The 20727-nt window shown below is 64.3% G+C and carries 17 protein-coding genes and 1 pseudogene; 6 read left to right on the plus strand and 12 right to left on the minus strand.

From position 1 onward, the window contains the following. The first annotated feature begins 89 nt into the window (after nt 1-89). Nucleotides 90-1187: an AGE family epimerase/isomerase gene (locus DXT59_RS01500; protein ID WP_116135173.1), complete on the plus strand. Its 1098-nt coding sequence runs from the start codon at nt 90-92 to the stop codon at nt 1185-1187. A gap of 79 nt (nt 1188-1266) precedes the next feature. Here the strand turns inward: DXT59_RS01500 and DXT59_RS01505 are convergent, their stop codons facing one another. Further along, nucleotides 1267-2880 (minus strand): methyl-accepting chemotaxis protein, encoded by a 1614-nt coding sequence (locus DXT59_RS01505; RefSeq protein ID WP_116135174.1) that lies wholly within the window; start codon nt 2878-2880, stop codon nt 1267-1269. Between the two features lie 234 nt (nt 2881-3114). Here DXT59_RS01505 and DXT59_RS01510 point away from each other — a divergent pair, with 234 nt between their 5' ends. The 3 genes from DXT59_RS01510 to DXT59_RS01520 all read left to right on the plus strand — a co-directional run bounded on the left by DXT59_RS01510 (nt 3115) and on the right by DXT59_RS01520 (nt 4647). Continuing rightward, complete coding sequence (locus DXT59_RS01510; protein WP_116135175.1) at nt 3115-3564, plus strand: PaaI family thioesterase; 450 nt, start codon at nt 3115-3117, stop codon at nt 3562-3564. A gap of 53 nt (nt 3565-3617) precedes the next feature. After that, nucleotides 3618-4001 (plus strand): VOC family protein, encoded by a 384-nt coding sequence (locus tag DXT59_RS01515; protein ID WP_116135176.1) that lies wholly within the window; start codon nt 3618-3620, stop codon nt 3999-4001. Nucleotides 4002-4104: 103 nt separating this feature from the next. Further along, complete coding sequence (locus DXT59_RS01520; RefSeq protein ID WP_116135177.1) at nt 4105-4647, plus strand: hypothetical protein; 543 nt, start codon at nt 4105-4107, stop codon at nt 4645-4647. Between the two features lies 1 nt (nt 4648). On the opposite strand, the gene DXT59_RS01525 is transcribed toward DXT59_RS01520, so the two are convergent. The 6 genes and pseudogenes from DXT59_RS01525 to DXT59_RS01550 form a co-directional block, all read right to left on the minus strand. Beyond that, complete coding sequence (locus tag DXT59_RS01525) at nt 4649-7036, minus strand: bifunctional acetate--CoA ligase family protein/GNAT family N-acetyltransferase (RefSeq protein ID WP_116135178.1); 2388 nt, start codon at nt 7034-7036, stop codon at nt 4649-4651. Nucleotides 7037-7146: 110 nt separating this feature from the next. Then, entirely contained in the window at nt 7147-8277 is a 1131-nt protein-coding gene (locus DXT59_RS01530; protein ID WP_116135179.1) for an ABC transporter permease, read from the minus strand. A 30-nt stretch (nt 8278-8307) separates the two neighbouring features. Beyond that, a complete protein-coding gene (locus DXT59_RS01535) occupies nt 8308-9444 on the minus strand; it encodes an ABC transporter permease (RefSeq protein WP_116135180.1) in 1137 nt (378 codons plus the stop codon). Next, nucleotides 9441-10449, minus strand: a pseudogene (locus DXT59_RS01540) (ABC transporter ATP-binding protein). Before DXT59_RS01540 ends, DXT59_RS01535 begins: the two are co-directional and overlap by 4 nt. Continuing rightward, entirely contained in the window at nt 10446-11369 is a 924-nt protein-coding gene (locus tag DXT59_RS01545; RefSeq protein ID WP_116135181.1) for an ABC transporter ATP-binding protein, read from the minus strand. The pseudogene DXT59_RS01540 and the gene DXT59_RS01545 overlap by 4 nt, the downstream one beginning before the upstream one ends. Continuing rightward, nucleotides 11366-12388 carry an HlyD family secretion protein gene (locus DXT59_RS01550; protein WP_116135182.1) on the minus strand — a complete coding sequence of 341 codons (1023 nt, stop codon included), beginning with the start codon at nt 12386-12388 and terminating at the stop codon, nt 11366-11368. The genes DXT59_RS01545 and DXT59_RS01550 overlap by 4 nt, the downstream gene beginning before the upstream one ends. A 176-nt stretch (nt 12389-12564) precedes the next feature. Here DXT59_RS01550 and DXT59_RS01555 point away from each other — a divergent pair, with 176 nt between their 5' ends. Then, nucleotides 12565-12864: a helix-turn-helix domain-containing protein gene (locus DXT59_RS01555; RefSeq protein WP_116135183.1), complete on the plus strand. Its 300-nt coding sequence runs from the start codon at nt 12565-12567 to the stop codon at nt 12862-12864. 32 nt (nt 12865-12896) lie between these two features. Here DXT59_RS01555 and DXT59_RS01560 read toward each other — a convergent pair whose 3' ends face one another. Next, on the minus strand, nt 12897-13886 hold the full coding sequence (locus DXT59_RS01560) for a zinc-dependent alcohol dehydrogenase family protein (protein ID WP_116135184.1): 990 nt from the start codon (nt 13884-13886) through the stop codon (nt 12897-12899). Between the two features lie 96 nt (nt 13887-13982). On the opposite strand from DXT59_RS01560, the gene DXT59_RS01565 reads away from it, so the two are divergent. Next, the gene (locus tag DXT59_RS01565) at nt 13983-14885 is read left to right on the plus strand and encodes a LysR family transcriptional regulator (protein WP_240324358.1); all 903 of its coding nucleotides are present in this window, start codon (nt 13983-13985) and stop codon (nt 14883-14885) included. A 48-nt stretch (nt 14886-14933) separates the two neighbouring features. Here the strand turns inward: DXT59_RS01565 and DXT59_RS01570 are convergent, their stop codons facing one another. The 4 genes from DXT59_RS01570 to DXT59_RS01585 form a co-directional block, all read right to left on the minus strand. After that, nucleotides 14934-16535 (minus strand): peptide chain release factor 3, encoded by a 1602-nt coding sequence (locus tag DXT59_RS01570; RefSeq protein WP_116135197.1) that lies wholly within the window; start codon nt 16533-16535, stop codon nt 14934-14936. Nucleotides 16536-16706: 171 nt separating this feature from the next. Continuing rightward, nucleotides 16707-18134 carry a UDP-glucose dehydrogenase family protein gene (locus tag DXT59_RS01575; RefSeq protein ID WP_116135186.1) on the minus strand — a complete coding sequence of 476 codons (1428 nt, stop codon included), beginning with the start codon at nt 18132-18134 and terminating at the stop codon, nt 16707-16709. A 432-nt stretch (nt 18135-18566) separates the two neighbouring features. After that, nucleotides 18567-19622 (minus strand): transposase, encoded by a 1056-nt coding sequence (locus DXT59_RS01580; protein ID WP_116135187.1) that lies wholly within the window; start codon nt 19620-19622, stop codon nt 18567-18569. Nucleotides 19623-20392: 770 nt separating this feature from the next. Further along, nucleotides 20393-20727: DUF3501 family protein (locus DXT59_RS01585; protein ID WP_205417357.1), on the minus strand; the 335-nt coding region annotated here is incomplete at its 5' end.

The raw sequence follows: 20727 nt of genomic DNA on the forward strand, positions 1-20727 counted from the left end.
CTTTATCCTTTGCGCTTTACGCTTCGTGTTTCGCGCGGCCCGCTTATGGCGCGCGTCGTTTCATCGTCGAGCCAAACCGTAACATGTGCATGTCGATCGACCGTACGATCGCGGCCGAGGCCGCAGCCCTACGCGCGCACTATGTGCAAACCATCCTGCCCATTTGGCGCGGACGGGGCTTCAATAGTACGTCGCAATTACCGTACGAGGCCGTCGGCGCGAGCGATCACGCGCCGCTACCCGTTACGCGCTACCGGGCCATGGCCTGCGCGCGGCAATTGTTCGTGTTTTCGCAAGCGGGCGATGCGGCGCATGCCGGGCAACTCTTTCATGCGATGCGCCGTTATTTTCACGACGAGAAGCACGGCGGGTGGTTTTACAGCGTCGACGCGCAAGGCGCACCCCTCGATACGACGAAGGACTTGTACACGCATGCGTTCGTGATCTTCGCCTGCGCGCACTATGCCGCGGCCACGGGCGATCGCGACGCACTGCGCGTGATCGATGAGACGGCCTCGCTCGTGCAAATGCGGTTCGCCGCGCACGACGGTCTGCTGCATGCCGCACTCGAAGCGGACTTCTCCTCGCCGCGCACCGGTCCGCTGCAAAACCCGCTGATGCACCTGACGGAAGCGTATCTGGCCGCCTACGAGACCACGGGGGAGCCGGGCTACGAATCGGCGCTCGCGCGATTGACCGAGGCTGTCGGGCGCCACTTCGTTCATGCGCCGACGGGCGCGATCGCCGAGTTGCCGATCGGCAGCGCGGACAACCGGCTAGAGCCGGGGCATCAATTCGAATGGTTTTATTTGGTGAAGCGAGCGGGGCCGGTCGTCAGGACCTCGGGGCTCGAGGAGAACCTGGCGCGCGCGTTCGAGTTCGCGCAACGGCACGGCGTCGATTCGCAGACGGGCGGTGTGTGCGCCGCGCTAGACGAAAACGGCGCGATCAAGGACGCGACGCAACGGATTTGGGCGCAAACCGAATATTTACGCGCGCTCGCCACGCGGGGTACCGCGCAAGATTGGGAAACGCTGGCGCTGCAAATCCCGCGCTTCCAAGTGCGCTTTCTACACGCGCGCGGCTGGTATGAGTGCCTATCGCCCACGGGTGAGGTCGCGCGCGCCGACATGCCGTCCACGACGCCCTATCACCTCGCCACGGCTTACGCCGCGTTGCCCGTCTAAGGCTAAGAATCCGGGATGGGGCCCCGCGCTAGCGTGGCCCGCATCTTTGCAGCCGCCCGACCGCGGCCGCGGAGATGTATCAATAGGCGAACATCGGCTCGCTGGCGGCGGCATGCGCGGCCGCCGCGAACTTCGCGTCGCCGAGCACGGCCGGCGAGATCTCGAAGACCGAGACCGCTTCCTTCAACTGACGGGTCTGATCGTGCAGCGACGATGCGGCCGCCGCCGCTTCCTCGACGAGCGCCGCGTTTTGCTGCGTCATGCGATCCATTTGCACGACGGCCTGGTTGACCTGGTCGATACCTGTGCTTTGCTCGTGCGACGACGCGCTGATCTCCGCCATCATCTGCGCCACGCGCGAGATCGAGCTCGACACCTTCTGCATCGCTTCGCCGGCACGCTCGACGAGTTCCGATCCGCCTTCGATCTGCGCCACGGATTCGCTGATGAGCGCCTTGATCTCCTTGGCCGACTGCGCGCTGCGTTGAGCCAGGCCGCGCACTTCTCCGGCCACCACGGCAAAGCCGCGGCCCTGTTCGCCGGCGCGCGCCGCCTCGACGGCCGCGTTCAATGCGAGGATATTGGTTTGGAATGCAATGCCGTCGATGACGGTAATGATTTCCGCAATGCGATCGGAGCTTTGCGCGATGCCGCGCATCTTGTCCACGACGCTATCGACGACGCTCGTGCCTTCGGACGTCGAGCGCAACGCATCGTCGGCGAGCGAGTTCGCCTCGCGCGCGTGTTCGGCGTTTTGGCGCACCGTGGCCGTCAACTCTTCCATGCTCGACGCGGTTTCCTCGAGCGAAGCCGCTTGCGTTTCCGTACGTGCCGATAGATCGGCATTGCCCGTTGCGATTTCGTCTGCACCGATGTGGATCGAATCGGCGGCATCGCGCACGGTCTTCACCGTCTGCGCCACGCTTGCCTGCATACGCGCGAGACCGGCAAACAGCCGGCCGATTTCGTTCGTGCCGCGCGAGGCGATCGGCTCGACGAGCTTGCCGCGCGCAATGCGTTCGAAGTGCCGGCCGGCTTCCTCGAGCGGGGCCACGACGCCGCGTTTGAGCGCCGCATAGACGGCGGCCGTCCCGGCCAGCAACGCGACGAGGATCGCCATGCTCACGCCGCGAAACATCGACAGACGCGAGTCGATCGAGTCGAGCGATGCCTGGCTTTGCGCATCGCCGAATTGCGTGAACGCATGCTGCTCGTTCAGGAAGGCATCCTGCATCGATTGCGTCGGCTGGTCCATGAAGGACTTCACGTCGTTGTTGTCCAAGTACTGGGCAAGCTCGCCGAGTGCCGTATGCAGCGTTTTGTATTTCTCCGCCAGCGCGGCCGCGTGCGCGCGGTTCTCGTCGCTCGTTTTCGGTGCATCGGCAAAGCGCGCGAACGATTTATCGGCAAGGACGAGTTGCTCCCGCGCGTGTTGCACGATTGCGGTCGGTTCAGCGCCGCCGCCCACCATCCGCGTTCCCGCGCGCGACAAGTTGATCCGCGCGTCCATCAGATGCTGCGTCGTTTCGTTGACGGCGTTCACTTGCACGAGCGCGACGTTGGCCAAATCGCCGACGTCATGATGGGTACTCGTGAGGAACCAAAATCCGATCCCGCCGGTCACGAGTTGCAGCAGGCAGAAGGCGGCCAGAACGAACAACAGGCCGGAGGCGAGCTTGATCTTGCTGAACATCTAGAACATCCGAAAGAAAAACGAAAGGTAAGCCGATACGGCAATCGCTAGGGTTTACGGCAATTCCCAAGATTGCTTGAGGACTTATCGCGGATCGCGCGACGCATTGCGACCCGGCGGGCCGGCTGGGGCCGCAACGAACAAAATGCCTACTTGCTTGCTTGACGCGACACGGCAGGCCTTCCTAGAGTTGAACGCGACACCACACGGGGCACTGTCCCGAAGGGGCTTCGGATGACCGATTTCTTCGATCTGGCGCGCGGCGCGCTGCACGCACAGCCCTTCAGCATGCTGCTCGGCACCGAACTCGTGGAGATAGGCGAGCGCGAGGTGACGCTACGGCTACCGATTCGCGACGAGCTGCGCCAGCAGCAAGGCTTCGTGCATGGCGGTGTCACGAGCTATCTGGCCGACAACGCCCTGACCTTCGCCGGCGCACTGGCGCTTGGGCCGCGCGTGGTGACGGGCGAATACAAGATCAACTATCTGCGCCCGGCGGTGCGCGGCACGCTGCTCGCGCGCGCGGAACTCGTCTATGCGGGCCGCGGACATGCGATTTGCCAGTGCCAGGTATTCGTCGTCGACGGCGAGAAGGAAACGCTGATCGCGATGGCTCAGGGTACGATCAACCGCGTGGGCGACGGACCGAACGGCTCGCCGCCGCACGGCGAGGAGCGCGCCTGACCGCGCACGCCCGCCACCCGTCATGAACATTCAAAAAACGTTGAGGAACAACGATGATCGATCACACCGGCGTAGTGGTCAGCGATTTCGAAAAGAGCAAGCGCTTTTACCAGCAAGCGCTCGCCCCGATCGGATACGCCATGCTGCGCGAGTTTCCGGCGGCCGTAACCGGCCACACCGACGTAGCTGGGTTCGGCGCGAACGGCGTCGCCGATTTCTGGATTAGCCGCGGCACCCCGAACGTGCCGGTCGTGCACATCGCCTTTCGCGCGGCCGATCGCGCAACCGTGGATGCCTTCCATCGCGCGGCGATCGCCGCCGGCGGCAAGGACAACGGCGCTCCGGGCCTGCGGCCTCACTACCACCCGAACTATTACGCCGCGTTCGTTCTCGATCCGGACGGACACAATATCGAGGCCGTCTGCCACGAGGGGTGATTGCCGAACGCCGTGCTGGATCGGCACGACCCAGGCGCGCTAAAATAGCGGCCCTTCAAAAAAGCGCACACAGCCTCGCTTGCGTGCGCCGTCGTTCGATCCCATGGCAAAACTTCTGACTGACACCGAATTCCAACGCTTTTCCGAACTCCAGCAAAAGCAAGCCAGCTTCACCATCACGAGCGAAGAAGCCGATGAGTTGCGCGGCATCGTCGAGCGCGCGCAGCAAAAGCGCGACGATCGCGCCGCCGCGATGCAAGCCATCGAGACCCATATCGCTCAGTTCGAAATCACGCCCGACGAATTGTTCTCGCCCGAGCAGATCGCCGAGGCGGCCCGCGCCTACGGGCTCATCGCCGCCACCAAGAAGGAACGCACGCTGCCGCCCTCGCTGACGCACAACGGCAAGACCTATCAGTGGACGCGCGCGCTGCCCGACGACATTCGCGTGCCCTTGTTCGATGCCTTCAAAGCGGGGCAATCGATCAAGACGTTTCTCGCCACGCCGAAGGACGCGGCACGCAATGCGGCCACGATCGCGCGGCTCGAACGCGAAACGGGCGCCGTCTACGCCGATGCATGGCTCGAGGAACTCGCGATCCAGCGTGCGCTAGTGGACGAAGCCGCGGCGAAACTCGCCGCCTAAGTTACGGCTTCGGCGCGTCCTCGCGCAGCGGCAAGCGCACTTCGACGACGGCGGGATCCGCCGTCGAATGCATCTCGAAGCCCAACTTCTTGACGAGCCCGAGCATCGGGGCGTTTTCTCTCAGCACCTCGCCGACGATCGAGCGCGTGCCACGCGTGCGGACATAGGCCACCATTCGCTCCATCAGCATCCGGCCTAATCCGCGCCCCTTCAAATCCGAGCGCAGCGCCACCGCGAACTCGGCGGCCTCGTTGTCGGGATCGGTAATCGTGCGCACGACGCCGAGCGTGACCGTTCGCCCGCCCTCGTCCGCCGTCGCGATCAACGCCATCTCGCGGTCGTAGTCGATCTGCGTCATGCGCGCGAGTTGAGTGTGATCGAAACCGCTCACCGCGCCGAAAAAACGCAGGCGCAAGTCGTCGGGCGTCATCGCCGCAATGAGCGCGCTGTGGGCTGCCTCGTCTTCGGGCCGAATCGGCCGTATCGTCAAGCGCCGGCCGTGCCAATCGACCGTCTCCTCGAGTTGCCGCGGATACGGCACGATCGCGAGCCGCCCGCGGACCGCCCCGAGCGTGATACGGGGCTCGATGAGCCGGACCTGCGAGCGCGTGACGCGTAGCACTGCCGTCAAGCCAACGATCGGCTCGACGCCGCATACGGCTTCCGATAGCGCCGTCAGCGCATCGAGTACGGGTCCGACAGGTGCGACGCGTGCATACGGGGACCGGGAAACGATCTCGCGCGCCAGCACCGAATTGAGCGGCGGCAAACCGTAGGCGACGAATGGGGCGGACAATCCGTCGGCACCCGGCGCGACGAACTCGAAGACGGGACCGAAATCGGGATCGTCGCGCAAATTCACCGACACATCGACGACATGCTCGTCTTCGTCGCTCGCCTGCCGCACGGCGCACGACTGCGTCGCATCGACGATGAGACCGAAGCAGCGCAGCATCCCCGCCGCATCGTCTTCCACCAGTTCCGTCCGCCCCGCCGCGAGCGCTGTCTTCGCCCGCGCCTGCACCGCCTCGATCGAAGCCGGTATCTGGGCGGGCAAGCCTTCGGGAGTCTGCATCAGCAGCTCACGGCCGAGCCGGTAGTCGACGAGACGCGCGAACGCGCGTGCGAGCCGGTGCGGCGTCGAATGGACCGCGATCCCGTGCGCACGCAACGCATCGCGGGTGGGTTCGTCCACGCCGCCGAAGAAACAAGCCAGCAGTCCGCGGTAGGCGAACCGCTGCCGCTCGATCAACACGCGCGCCACCTCGGCTACGGGCGCACTTAGCGTGGATGCATGCACGACGAAGGCCGTGCCCGTATCGCGGTGCGGCGCGAGCGCTTCCAGCGCAAGCCCGAAATGCTCGGGCGATGCGTCGTTGCCGAGGACCAGCGGATTGGCGGGCGCGGCATGAGGCAGCGCTTTGGCCACGGACGCCGCCGCCTCGGCGGGCCACTGCGCGAGGAGGGTGCCCGCTTGCGCGAACGCATCGGCCGCCAACGCCGCGACGCCATGATCGCCGGTCACGAGCGTGGCCGACGAACTGGCCGCGATACGGCCGACGCCGAGCGTATCGATTTCGTCGATCAGATCGTCGAGCGATTCGACGCGCACCATGCCCGCGCGCCGGAACGCCGCGGCGAACAGCCCATCGCGAGGATCGGCGCGTCCCGTGCGCAGAACCAGTAAGGGCTTGTTGCGCGCGGCGGCGCGTGCCGCCGACATGAACTTGCGCGCCGCACGTACGACCGAGAGTTCGAGCAAGATCGCACGCGTGCCCGGATCGCTCGCGAGATAGTCGAGCACGTCGCCCGCATCGACATCGGCCTCGCCGCCCAGCGCAATCGCATGAGAAAAACCCAAGGCGCGCGCCGCGGCCCAGCCCAACACCGCGTTCGTCAACGCGTTCGATTGCGAGACCCACGCCACACCGCCCGCCCTTACCGTAGAGGACGGCGCGCCCAAGTGGGCATTGAGCGCCGGCGTGACGACGCCCACGCTGCCGGGCCCGACGATGCGCAGCAAGAACGGCCTGGCCGCCGCCAGCGCTCGCGCGAGATCGGGCGAGGCCGCCTCGCGCTTCGTATCGCTGACGATGATGGCCGCGCGCGTGCCGAGCCGGCCGAGCTTCTCGACGATCTCGGGCCACGTCGGGCTTGGCGTGCAAATGAGCGCAACGCTCGGCGGCTCGAGCAAATCGGCCACGTCGGTGAAAACGGCGCATCCGTCGAGATCGGCGTATTTGGGATTGACGGGCCAGACGGGACCTTCGAATCCACCGGCCAGCACCTGGCGCCAAACTTTCGAGCCGACGCTTTCCGGCCGAGCCGATGCACCGACGACAGCGACCGATTTCGGCCGGAACAAGACATCGAGATTGCGAACGGTCATAGCTGCGCACACCTAGCGGAAAAGAAGAAGGAGGAGCCGCGTCGAGCGCCGGTTGCTGTCCCGTTAGCATAGGCGATGCCGCTGCATGGTGGGCAGCGGGCAGGCCCGCTTCAATCGAGCGACTTCCGGAAACGCAGCACGCTGGCGGTCAACATCGCGAACGCCAATAAGCCCATGGCCAAGAACTGCGGCCACAGCGCGGCAAAACCGACGCCTTTGAGAAACACCGCGCGCAGCACGACGAGAAAATAGCGCAGCGGATTGAGGTACGTCAGCCATTGCAGAACGCGCGGCATCGCGGAGATCGGAAACGCAAACCCCGACAAGATAAAAATCGGGTTGACGAGGAAAAAGTTCAGCGCGAACGCTTGCTGCTGCGTGCGGGAGAACGTCGAGAGCAGTAAGCCGAGGCCGATCACGGCGAACAGGAACAGCATCACCCCAGCCGTCATGACGAGCGCGCTGCCGACGAACGGCACGCCGAACCAAACGATGCCGAGCGCGGTCACGAGCGCCACGTCGCCGAGACCGATCAGGAAAGAGGGAACGGTCTTACCGAGGATGAATTCCACGGGCCGAATCGGGCTGACCATGATTTGTTCGAGCGTGCCCACTTCGCGTTCGCGCACGACGGCGAATGCGGTGAGGCTGACCACCTGCAGCAGCGTCAGCGTACCGACGACGCCGGGAATGAAGAACCATCGATCGTCGAGTCCGTCGTTGAACCAAGGTCGCTCGCGCATCGCCACCGAAACGGCCGGTGGCGCGATACCCGCGCGCGCGGGCCATGCGGCCGCCACGCGCTCGCTCTGGTATTGGGCCACGATGCTACTGACGTAGCCGAGCGCGATCAGCGCCGTATTCGAGTTCGTGCCGTCGACGAGCACTTGCAGCGGCGCGCCGGCGCCATTGCCGAGCGACTGCGCGAACCCCGCATGGACGACGATAGCCACTTGGGCCACTCCCGCGTCGAGGTCGTGCGCGATCTCTTTTTGCGAGCGCGCGAAATCGACGATGTCGAAACGGCCGTTCGCCGTAAAGCGGGCAATCAAATCGCGGCTCGCTTGGCTGCCATCCAAATCGAGCACGGCGGTTGAAACGTGGCTGACGGTAAACGTCGCCGCATACCCGTAGACGAACACCTGCATCACGAGCGGCACGACGAGCCGAAAAAGCGCCCACCGGTCTCGCTTCAATTCGAGAAACTCTTTGACGAGCATCGCGTAGATGCGTTCGAACATCGACGGCTCCTACTCGGATTCAACGCGGATTCAGTCGAGGTGCTTGCGAAACGCGCGCACGCTGAGCCAGCCGATGACGAGCGCGTACAGCCCGAGCGCCGCGACCGACGGCGCAAGGTCGATCAACGTGCTGCCTTTGAGAAACACCGACCGCAAGATCGTGACGTAGTAACGGGCATAGACGATCAAGGTGACCGCGCGAATCGGCGCCGGCATTTGCTCGATGGCGAACGTGTAGCCCGAGAGCATCGTCGTCGGCAGCATCGTCAGCAGCAACGCGACTTGGCTCGCGCCGAGCTGGCTGTGGATACGCACCGACATCAAATAGCCGATGCCGAGTACGACGAGCGTAAATAGCGCCGTCGTGGCCGCCAGGGTAAGCAAGCTCCCGCGGAACGGCACATGAAACCAATAGACGGCGCCGACGATGCAAAAGACCGCATCGGTAAAACCGATCGCGAAGTAGGGAATGAGCTTGCCGAGCATCAGCTCGAGCGCCGTGACGGGCGTCGAGATCAACTGCTCCATGGTGCCGCGTTCCCATTCGCGCGCCACGGTCAAGGACGTGAGTTGCGCGCCGACGAGCGCAAGAATCACGGCGACCACGCCCGGAATAATGAAGTTGCGGCTGTCGAGCCCCTCGTTGTACCAAACGCGCGGTTCGAAATCGACGCTGCCCACCGCTGGTACGGCCGTGCCATGCTCGGCCGCCCAGCGCGCTTCGAACTCGGCCGCGGTTTTCGCGATGACGCCTTGCGCGTAGCCGATCGCGATGTTGGTCGTGTTCGTATCGGTCGCATCGAAAACGGCTTGTACCGGCGCGACGCCGGTCGTGGTCAGCACGCGGGTGAAATCGACCGGAATCGTAACCACGCCCGCGCAGCGCCCGCGGTCGATCGCCTCGCGCACAGCGCGCTCGCTCGTCAGCGCGCGCTGCGGCGCGAACCAGCCCGAGGCGACGAAACGCTCGACGAGGTCGCGGCTCGCTTGAGTATGGGCCTCATCGCGCAGGCACAGCGGCACCTGCCGGATATCGAGACTCACGCCGTAGCCGAGCAGCAGCATCTGCATCAACGGCATCAGCAGCGCGATCGCGAGGCTGCGCGAGTCGCGCCCGATTTGCAGCGCTTCCTTATAGGCGATGGCGAACAAGCGGCGCGGCTTCATCGGCCCGCCCCCTGCGCACGCGCCGGGATGCTCATCGATGCCCCCTGTTCGGCGCCGCGCGAGACGAGTTGCACGAACACGTCTTCCAAGCCCGGACGAATCGGCATGAATGCGCCCGCCTCGATTCCCTTGCGGGCGAGCCACGCCGGCATGGCGGCGGCGATCGAAGCGGCGGGTGCACCGGGCGCATCGGCCAGCAAAACATGTAGCTTGTCGCCGAAAATGGCCGCATCGAGCACACCCGGTGCGTCGCGCAGCGTGGCGACGGCCTCGCCCAGCGCCGGACAAGCACACTCGAACAACTGCCCGCCCAATTGCTCCGCGCGCAGTTCATTGGGGCTGCCGACGGTGATGAGCCGGCCGGCATCGATCAGCGCGATGCGGTTGCAATACTCGGCCTCGTCCATGTAGTGCGTGGAGACGAGCACCGTGACGCCCTCGCCGGCCAGCTCGTGAATGAGATCCCAAAAGCGCCGCCGCGCTTGGGGCTCGACGCCCGAGGTCGGTTCGTCGAGAAACAGCACGGGCGGCCGATGCAAGATTGCAGCCGAGCGCGAGCCGCTGTCGCCAGCCGCCCGCCAACGTCCGCACGAGGGCATCCTCACGCCCTTCGATGCCGGCCATCTCGATGGCAAAGCGCATCCGCTCGGCGAACACCGCGCGCGGCACGCGGTAAATGCCCGCGAAAAAGCGCAAGTTCTCGCGGCAGGTCAGATCGCCGTACAGCGAGAACTTTTGCGACATATAACCGATGTGAGCGCGCACTCTCTCGGGTTCGCGCGCCACGTCGAAGCCGGCCACCGACGCCCTGCCCGCGCTCGGCGCGAGCAGGGCGCACAACATGCGGATCGTCGTGGATTTACCGGAGCCGTTCGGCCCGATGAATCCCACCACCTCGCCTTTCGCGATCGCCAGATCGAGCCCGTCCACCGCCGTGAAATTGCCGAAGCGCTTGGTCAGCGCGCGCGCCACGACGACAGGCGGTGGCGAGGACGGGATGCTCATGACGCCTCTCCGACCAGTGCGACGAATACGTCTTCGATACCCGGCTCGACGGTTTCGACCGTCGCCTGATCGATCGTCGCGGCGCTTAGCCGCGCCGTCAGTTCGGCGCTGCGCGATAAATCGTCCACCCGCACATGGACGCGGTCGCCCATCGACAACACGTCCAGCACGCCCGGCGCCGTAGCCAATACATCGCGGATAGCGCGCGGCGCGGCGCCCGAGACCGACAGCAACGCACCTCGCACGCCGCGTTTGAGCGCCTCGGGCGTCGCGCAATCGCGCACCTCGCCCGCGTGCAGCAAAGCAAGCCGCGAACAGCGTTGTGCCTCGTCCATGTAGGCCGTGGACATGACGATCGTCACGCCCTGTTCGCGCAACCGGTAAAGAATGGCCCAAAAGTCTCGTCGCGAAACGGGATCGACGCCCGTCGTCGGCTCGTCGAGCAGCAACACCTTCGGCGTATGGATCAGCGCGCATACGAGCCCGAGTTTTTGTTTCATGCCGCCCGACAACTGCCCGGCCAGACGCCGCCTGAACGGCGCGAGTCCGGCCGCATCGAGCAGTTGCGCCATGCGTTCGCGATAGCGCTTGCGCGGCACGTCGAACAGCTCGCCGTAGAAGAACGCGTTCTCGTCGACGGTCAAATCCTCGTACAAACCGAAACGCTGCGGCATGTATCCGAGGACGGTTTTCGCGCGCTCGGGGCCGGCGGCCACGTCGATTCCTTCGAGCAGGATTCGCCCCGCGTCGGGGTGCAACACACCGGCCAGCATGCGAATGAGCGTCGTCTTGCCGGCGCCGTCGGGCCCGACCAGACCGAAGATCTCACCGCGTTCGACCACGAGCGTCACGTCGCGCACGGCGTGCAGCGCGCCGAACCGGCGTCCGACGTGCTCGATGACGACGGCAGCCTCGCTCATTGCCCGCTCGCACGCGCCACCATCGACGCATCCGCCGGCATGCCGGGCAGCAGCTCGTGCGTCGGATTGTCGATATCGATGCGGATCCGGTAGACGAGCGTGACGCGCTGCGCATGCGTCTCGACGGTCTTCGGCGTGAACTCCGCACGCGGCGAAATGAAGCTCACTCGCCCGCTGTAGATTTTGGCCGGATAGGCATCAGTGCGGACATCGACTTGCTGCCCGAGCCTGATTCGGCCGACGTCGGGTTCGTTCACGTAGGCACGCAGCCAAACATGATCGAGTTCGTCGAGCGTGAAGAGCGCGACGCCGGGGCCGGCCAGTTGCCCCAGTTCGGCTTCGCGCACGGTAATGACGCCGGCGAACGGGGCTCGCAGCTCCGCGTAGGACAGGGTCGTTTCATCGAGCGCGAGCTTGGCGCGCGCCGCCTCGACGTTGGCCGCCGCCAACACGACGGCGTTGCGGGCCGCATCGACGAGCGCCTCATCATGCGCGAGTTGCGCCGCCGATTGCTCGCGAGCTGTCAGTGCGAGATCCCGGGCTTGCTGCGAGAGCGCCCGATATTGGGCAAGCGTATCGGCCCTCCTGTAGTCAAGCCGCTTTTGCGCGAGATCGAAGCGATCGCTGACGACGCTGCTTGTCGCCGCCGCGAGCGTGCTGCGATTGGCGTCCACCTGCGCCGCCTGCACCGCGAGGCTCGCCCGATCGATCTCGACTTGCCGCCGGTAAATGCGATCGTCGAGCCGCGCGAGCAGGGTGCCTTGCGCGACGCGGGCACCTTCGTCGAACGGCAGGTAGACGATGGGCGCCTGCACTTGGGTCACGCTGAGCACGCTTTCGTGGGCCTCGATGTTGCCCGATACGATGATGCGCTCCGGCGTGGCGGTGCCTCGCAACAGTGACGACCAATGCCAGGCCCCATAGAGACCGGCGGCGATCGCAAGCGCAACGAGCGCCCATATGGGCGCCGAGTTTGCGCGCAACCGCGCGCGCCAGCGCGGGACGTTGTTCTGGGCCATGGGGCCACTGTACGTAGGCCCGGGAAGCGATCGTTTGACGGGGGTCAATGCCAGACCAGTCAGAGGCCTGTCGACGAGACACCTTCGTCGAAATTTTGGCGTCCCCCTCACCGCTACGCTGAAAACGTTATGCGCATAAATGTTATATTGCAGCATAACATCTTGGAGACCCTCGCATGCATTTCACCGATCAACTCGCCGCGTTGCGCGCGCGACGGCGCATGAGTTTGGCCGCGGTCGGCGAGATCGCCGGCATGGCCGTACCCAATCTCTCCACGGTCTTGCGCGGCCGTGGCGGCGACACGAAAGCCTCCACGCTCGAATCGATCGCCTCCGCACTGGACGCAACATGGCTGCTCGTGCCGAACGAATACGTCGAGGCGGCGAAGCGGGCGATGGAATCAACGGCAAAAAGGGTCATCGCCCCCGATGCCCCGCAGCGCCGCACGATCGAAATATCGTCGACGAAGAAGTAGCCCGGCATCATCAAACGGACGGCCGCGCTCGTTCACACGCTGACGACGATCTTCCCGAACTGCGCGTTCGATTCCAAAAAGCGATGCGCGGCGACGATCTCGTCGAATTCGAACGTCTTCGCAATCACGGGCCGCAGCGCCCCCGAAGCGAGGTGTTCAAGCACGAAGGCCTTAGCCGCCGCGAGTCGCGTAGGACTACTAATGACTTCATGAACGAGGTAGCCGCGCAGCGTCAGCGTCTTGGCGAGCACGTCGAACAAGGGAAATGGCGTGGGCTCTTGGCTGAGCCCGCCGTATTCGATCAAGATGCCGCCGCGCGCCATCGCGGCGGTTAGCGGCTCGAAGATCGGGCCGCCGATCGCATCGAAGACGACCCGCACGCCTTGCACGCCGGAAATGTCCGTCAAGCGCGCGGCCAACGCCTCCTCCTCGAACGCAACGACATGGGCGGCGCCATGCGCGAGTAGGGCCGCGCGCTTCGCCGAAGTACGCGTCACGGCGATGGGTACCGCACCCGCGGCATTGGCAATCTGGATCGCGGCCAGCCCGACGCTGCTCGACGCCGCCGTCACAACGACGAATTCGCCCTTCGCCAACCGCGCCAGGTCGATCAATGCGCCGTAAGCGGTCAGCGAGGACATCCAGACCGCGGCTGCCTCCTCCCAACTCAGCGAGACGGGGTGCTTCACGACAAGTTCGGCCGGAAACGTCGCTCGCTCGCCATAGGCGGGCCAGCGCGCCATCGACAGGGGCGGGACGACGCTGACCGCATCGCCGGGCGAGATACCCTCCACGCCGTCTCCGATCGCCTCGACAAATCCCGCCGCCTCGAGGCCAAGCCCCGACGGCAGGGTCGCGGTTTCAATGTAAGTGCCTTTGCGCAGCAGCGCCTCGGCGCGATTGAGCCCAAGCGCCTTGACTCGTATCCGGACCTCGCCGGGTTTCAGTGGGGCCAACTCCAGTTGCTCGATCCGCAGCACTTCGGGACCGCCATGCTCGTGAAAACGAACGACGCGTGTCATATCGACTCGAAAGTAGTTGAGTTGAATACACTATGCCTTCGGCTTCGGCCGAGAAAAATCGCGCGATGACAAGACAGTCATAACTGGGAGTTTCGAATGATGGATCGCCTGACCAGCATGGCCGTGTTTGTGAAGGCCGTCGATTTGGGCTCCTTCGCGGCGGCGGCCGACGCACTGGACCTATCGGGACCGATGGTCGGTAAGCATGTTCGGTTTTTGGAAACGCGGCTCGGCGTTCAGTTGCTCACGCGCACCACGCGGCGCCAAAGCCTGACCGAATTCGGGCGCGCGTTTTATGAGCGTTGCCGCCTCGTCCTTGCGGAAGCCGATGCCGCCGAAGCGCTTGCGGCAGACCAGCGCTCGGACGCGCGGGGCAAGCTGCGTGTCACGATGCCTGTGCATTTCGGCCGACGTTGCGTCGCGCCGATCTTGCTGGACTTGGTCCGGCAGCATCCGTCGTTGGAACTCGATTTGTCGTTCAACGATCGTTTCGTCGACTTGGCGGAAGGCGATTACGATCTTGCGATTCGGACGGGAGATCTCGACGACAAGGCCGGTGTCGTGGCTCGCCGCATCGCGCGGCAACGGATGGTCGTATGCGCCGCGCCGTCTTACCTCGAAGCGCACGGCAGGCTGAGCCGGGTTGAAGAGCTTGCCGAGCACGATGGGCTCGTTTATCGCCGCTCCGGCCGGATTCGACCGTGGCTTTTTCCTCGCGACGACGGCACCGTGGATGAACTGATCCCCCTCAACCGCGTGCGCCTCGACGACCTCGATGCCATCGCGGACGCCGCCGCGAGCGGTCTCGGACTCGCCTGGCTTCCGTCGTGGCTCGTTCGCGATCGAATCGCGGCGGGCACGCTCGTTCGACTCGTGCCGGAACGGCGCCCGTTCCTGTACGACGCATACGCACTGTGGATGCAAACGCCGCATCTGCCGTTCAGGGTACGGCTCGCGGTCGACACGCTCGTTGCGCGGCTTGCCGATCTGATGGATTAGGCTGCGAAACGCGGACCGCTTGCAGCGCCCCGCATTCGCGCCCCACCCTCAAAGATTCTTCTTGAACGGCGCGCCCGAGTGCTCCCGCAGCTCGTTGAAGACGATATTGGGCCACGCCTTTTGCGCCACTTCGATCTCGGAGATATGCGATGCGAGGTAGGTGGGCGCGTTGGCGGCATCGAGCGCCATCCGAGCGGCATAGGCATCGGTGAAGCGGCGCAGTTCGGCCGGATCGCTGCAGGTCACCCAGCGCGACATGCGATAGCGCGCCGGCATGATGCGCACATCGACCTTGTACTCCGCCGACAGCCGGTGCGAGACGACTTCGAACTGCAATTGCCCCACCGCGCCGAGGATCATCGAGCCGCCGTGCGCGGGACGAAACACCTGGATCGCCCCTTCCTCGCCGAGTTGCTTCAACGCTTCGCCCAGTTGCTTGGCGCGCATCGGATCGACGACTTCGACGGTCTGGAAAATTTCCGGCGCGAAAAACGGCAAGCCGACGAATTGCAGCATTTCGCCTTCGGTCAGCGTATCGCCCAAGCTCAGCGTGCCGTGATTGGGGATACCGATGATGTCGCCCGGGTAAGCCTCGCTAACCGTCTCCCGGCGTTGCGAGAGGAAGGTGACGACGTTGTTCGCGCGAAACGTCTTGCCCGAACGCGTGACCTTCAGCGCCATGCCGCGCTCGAACCGCCCGGAGCAGACACGGATGAACGCGACGCGGTCGCGGTGCGCGAGGTCCATGTTCGCCTGCACCTTGAAGACCACGCCCGTGAATTTCGGCTCGTCCGGCTGCACCGGCCGCTCGACCGCCATCCGCATCGACGGCGGCGGAGCCAGCTCCACGAGCGCGTCGAGAATTTCCTTCACGCCGAAATTGTTGATTGCCGATCCGAACAGCACCGGCGATTGCTGACCGGCCAAGAACGCCTCGCGATCGAACGACGGCGTGGCCGCACAGATCAGATCGATCTCTTCCTTCGCCTTCTTCCACGCAAAACCGAAGCGCTTCTCGCCTTCCTCGTCGCTCGGGGCCGAGAGCGTTTCCACCGCGCCGCCCGCCGTATCCTGGCCCGCGCGGAACACGCGCACCTGGTCGCGGATGATGTCGTAGACGCCCTGAAACTCCTTGCCCATTCCGATGGGCCAGGTGAACGGCACGGCGGAGACGCCCAGATGCTGCTCGATTTCATCGAGCAGATCGAGCGGCGCGCGCACTTCGCGGTCGAGCTTGTTGATGAACGTGACGATCGGCGTGCGGCGGCTGCGACACACCTCGAGCAGCTTCAGTGTCTGCGCCTCGACGCCGTTGGCGCCGTCGATCACCATGACCGCCGCGTCCACGGCCGTCAGCACCCGGTAGGTATCCTCGGAGAAGTCCTCGTGACCCGGCGTATCGAGCAAGTTGATGACGGCATCGCCGTATTCGAACTGCATGACGGAACTCGCGACGGAAATACCGCGCTGCTTCTCGATTTCCATCCAGTCCGAGGTCGCGTAGCGATTACTCTTCCGACCCTTCACCGTACCGGCGATTTGAATCGCGCCCGAAAAAAGCAGTAGCTTTTCGGTGAGCGTGGTTTTCCCGGCATCGGGGTGGGAAATGACCGCAAACGTGCGGCGGCGCTTGAGTTCGGCGACTGACATCGTATGAATGGGACTTTCGGTATTGAGCGGCGCGGGGGCGATGATACACGTGTCGCCCCGTGCACGCCGAATGCCGCGGCCCATCGGCGGTTTTGCGCGGCTCCGAACGGCTCCGCGCAAAACCGCTCCCGAATGCCCTCACCGATCCGGTGCCGGGCAAGCACCCATGGATTACAGCGAGACGGCAGCCGGGCGGCCCAGCGTCCCGAGGGTATCGTCGGCCGCGCGAGCGGTGCCCGCGCCGGGCCGGCCGATGGAGTAGTACTCGATGCCGAGCTCGTCCATCGCCAGCGGTTCGTACAAGTTGCGCCCGTCGAAGACGATCGGCTGCTTGAGCCTCGATTTCAAGCTATCGAAGTCGGGGCTCTTGAACGCTTTCCACTCGGTCATGATGACGAGCGCATCGGCATTGGCCGCGACATCCATTTGATCTTCGACGAACGTCAGGCGGCCCAGCGCTTCGGGTTCGCCGCGCAGGTCGGCGGCGAAGGCGCGCTGCGCCTCTTTCAGCGCGACGGGATCGAACGCCACCACGCGCGCGCCGCGTTCGAGCAGCGCGGCGATCAGCACGCGGCTCGGCGCTTCGCGCATATCGTCGGTGCCGGGTTTGAACGCCAAGCCCCACACGCCGAACAAGCGGCCGCTCAAATCCTGACCGAAGCGGGCGACGATCTTATTGACCAGCACTTGCTTTTGCACGGCGTTGACCTCGGAGACGGCATCGAGAATCCGCAGCGTCTGCCCTTGTTCCTGCGCCGTTTGCATCAACGCTCGGACGTCCTTCGGGAAACACGAACCGCCGTAGCCGCAACCGGCATAAAGGAAGTGATAGCCGATGCGCGGATCCGAGCCGATGCCGCGCCGCACGGCCTCGATGTCGGCGCCGACGCGCTCCGCGAGATTCGCGAGTTCGTTCATGAACGAGATGCGCGTGGCGAGCATGGCGTTGGCGGCATACTTCGTGAACTCGGCCGAGCGCACGTCCATGAACAGCATCCGGTCACGATTGCGATTGAACGGGGCGTACAGCCGCTTCATCGTCTCGCGCGCGTGTTCGCCCGGCACATCCTCGTCGCAACCGACGACGATTCGTTCCGGCCGCGTGAAGTCCTCGATCGCGGCGCCCTCTTTCAAGAACTCCGGATTGGAGACGACGGAGAACATGGCGTCCACGCCACGTTGCGCCAATTGCTCGGCGACGGCCTCGTGCACCCGGCGCGCCGTGCCCACGGGCACCGTCGATTTATCGACGACGACCGTGAACCCTTCGATATGCCGGCCGATTTCGGCCGCAGCAGCCAGCACGTATTGCAGATCGGCCGATCCGTCTTCGCCGCTCGGCGTGCCGACGGCGATAAAAATCGCTTCGCGCTGAGTCATCGCGCGACGGGGATCGGTCGTGAACGACAGCCTGCCGGCCGCCTTGTTGCGCGCAACGATCTCATGCAAGCCCGGTTCGTGGATCGGGATGCCGCCCGATTCGAGAATGCCGATCTTGTCCTGATCGACGTCATAACAGCAGACGTCGTTACCGACGTCCGCGAGACACGCCGCCGTTACGAGGCCGACGTAGCCGCAGCCGATGATGGTCACATTCATGGTGGTGGCCCTTCAAAGAACAACGAGAAATGGGGCAGCGTCGGACAGGCGAGCCCGCGCCCGGGCCGCCCGTCACCGGCAAAGTGATCATCTGGCGACAACAAAAAGCCGACGGCAAGCGAAGCAAATCCGAAAAAATTCGCGTCCTTGCATGCGCCGGCAATCTTTTCGAATTTTTTTGTGGCAGACGCAAGGGACAGCCCGCGGGTATGCCGCATCGGCCGTTACGGTTTTTTTGTCGATTTACTTCCTGTCACACTTAAACGGTCCCGTTGATTCTCGTGAACGACTGTCAGGCTGATGACTCGTACCGTTTGCCCCGCATTGCCGCGCGCGACGAACGCGATTTCGTCACGCATCGCGCCCGCCGCCGACACACTCATGCATCGGCAGTTGGCGCGATCATCCATGCAAGATTTACAACGATACGTGTCAAGCGTGGAACAGGAGTTCAGGCGGCTTCGTGTCGCCACGACCATCGGGGTGCGCGTGAAGAAGCCATTCCGGCGTCCGGCTGCGAATGATGCTGGGGTCGAGCACACGGGCCGGTTGCGCAGGCTGCGCAGGTTGTGCGGGTGCCGCGGCCAATGCGGGCTCCAAAGCGGCGCTTTGAGCCTCTTGCGTGCTCTGTACCTGCGAGGCGTCGGCAGCGACGGCGCTCGTCTGATCCATGGCTTCCAAACGAGCTTGGGCAGCGGCTTCGTGCCGATCGATCCAATCGCGTGCCCAGTCGAGCGCATAACCTTCGGCCGTTGCATTGTCGGCGAAGCGCGGGCCGATGAGACCCGAGCGCTCGATGCGCCGCCCTTCTTTGACGATCTCGGCCGATGCGCGATAGCTGAGCTGCAACTGTTTGGCAACCGGCTGGGCGCAGGCATGAATCACGTAGCCGCGGTAGTCTTCCGAGCGTTTGGTGACGGCCATCGAATCCACGAGAGGCGCCGGGTCGGGCCGCTCGCTGGCGGCGCGCAATGCGGCGCCCGGCGTCGGCGCGCGGCGCGACGAGGCCACGACAGGCAAATCGCGCCGCACCGTGCTCGCGCACGCTCCGTTCGCGGCATTGCCGTCGAGCGATTCGACCGCTTTACTGGCCGAATGCCACGACTCGGGGTTGGTCCAGAACACGCCTCGCAGACGCGGCGACTCGGGAGCGGGCAGCGGCGCGGCCTTCGGGGTGGTTTGAGCCACGGTGTCCGGCTGCGGCACGTAAGCGAACGTGCGGCCGAATTCCGATAGGATCGCAACGATCTTCGCGAGCGTGCCGTCCGCGAGCCAATCGTCGAAACGGCGTCGGCACGTGGGCCCCGACGGATACCGAGCGGGCAGTTTCGACCATCGCTCGCCGGTCGTCAGAATCCACAGCACCGCGTTCGTCACGACGCGCGGCTCGGCGCGCGGCCGGCCACGGCGATGCGGGTGTACAGGCTCGTCGGCCGCCAGCGGCGCAAGGCGAGCCCACTCGTCGTCGGTCAATTCCTCAAAGAACATGTTTTTCTCCCCGCAGCCTGGCCGGGCTGCGACACTTGGTCAGTCTGGAATGGCCTACTCCAAACGGACCGCCAGGTTGCACAAATTGTTTTGTTCTCGGTTACCGCCAATCAAAATCGCACGCAGTCAGTGCGGCTTTGCCCTCCGTTGAAGCAAAAAAGGCAGTCTCGCTCGTGCTCGGGAAAATAGTGCAGAAAGCATACCATCGCGACGACGTAACAAAAAACATGCCACGCCTAAATGGCCGCGCAGAACTATCGCCCTGGAGCGGATCACTGGCATGCGTTAGCGAATTCTTGAAAGGTGTCCATATTAGAATATTTTTTGCGGACCGCAATCCGGCGATATGTAACGAAGTGATTCCGAAACGATTTCAGGCCTCGTAACGGCGCGCGGAACTGCCATCTCGCGCAATAATTCGCACGCGCAATCGTTTGCGTCAAGCAAACGTACCCTAATTTATACAGAGGCCTCAATTAGTGCTTTTCCGCCACGCGCCTCGACCGCGAGAGGGGCTCACGTCTTCGCTGCCGGTCTGTGGGCTGGGGTGCGGGGATACCGGCATTCTGTCTCAATCGGTCAAATCGAAACAGAAAAAAACGACAGCGGAATATTTTTCACCATTTTCCGGCAGGCGAGACCTGTCTCACGTGGGCAAACTTGGGCAGTCTCTGGGCCGTATGGCAAGTCCACCCGGGCGCTATAGTAATTAGGCACCCGCTCGCTACCCGCCACTCGGGTTCTTTCCTTATGCAATCTTCAGCCTTGACTTAGATTGCCGCCGTGTGTCGAAGCGGTAAATACGGCTCTAATTCGGCAGCAATTCCCTGCTCGCCTAAAAATTTCTCGATATACAGCATTTCCTGTATGTGATACCGAATTGTCGTTTCGTTGGCGGACGGATACGTCTGATGATTGCCGGGCTGGACACCTCGTTTTCTCTGATAAGCAATAAGCCGACGCCTAAAGCGATCGCAGACTTTCGCATAAGCTTCGGTTGTCAATACTGAATCTCGTAAGACCGGCATTGGCTCTCGACGAGCGCGCAACACGTTGCGGACACCCCGTAAGCGAAAGCGGCCGGCCGAGCGTCGCTCGGCCGGCC

This window comes from Trinickia diaoshuihuensis (genome assembly GCF_003390925.1).
Taxonomy (GTDB): domain Bacteria; phylum Pseudomonadota; class Gammaproteobacteria; order Burkholderiales; family Burkholderiaceae; genus Trinickia; species Trinickia diaoshuihuensis.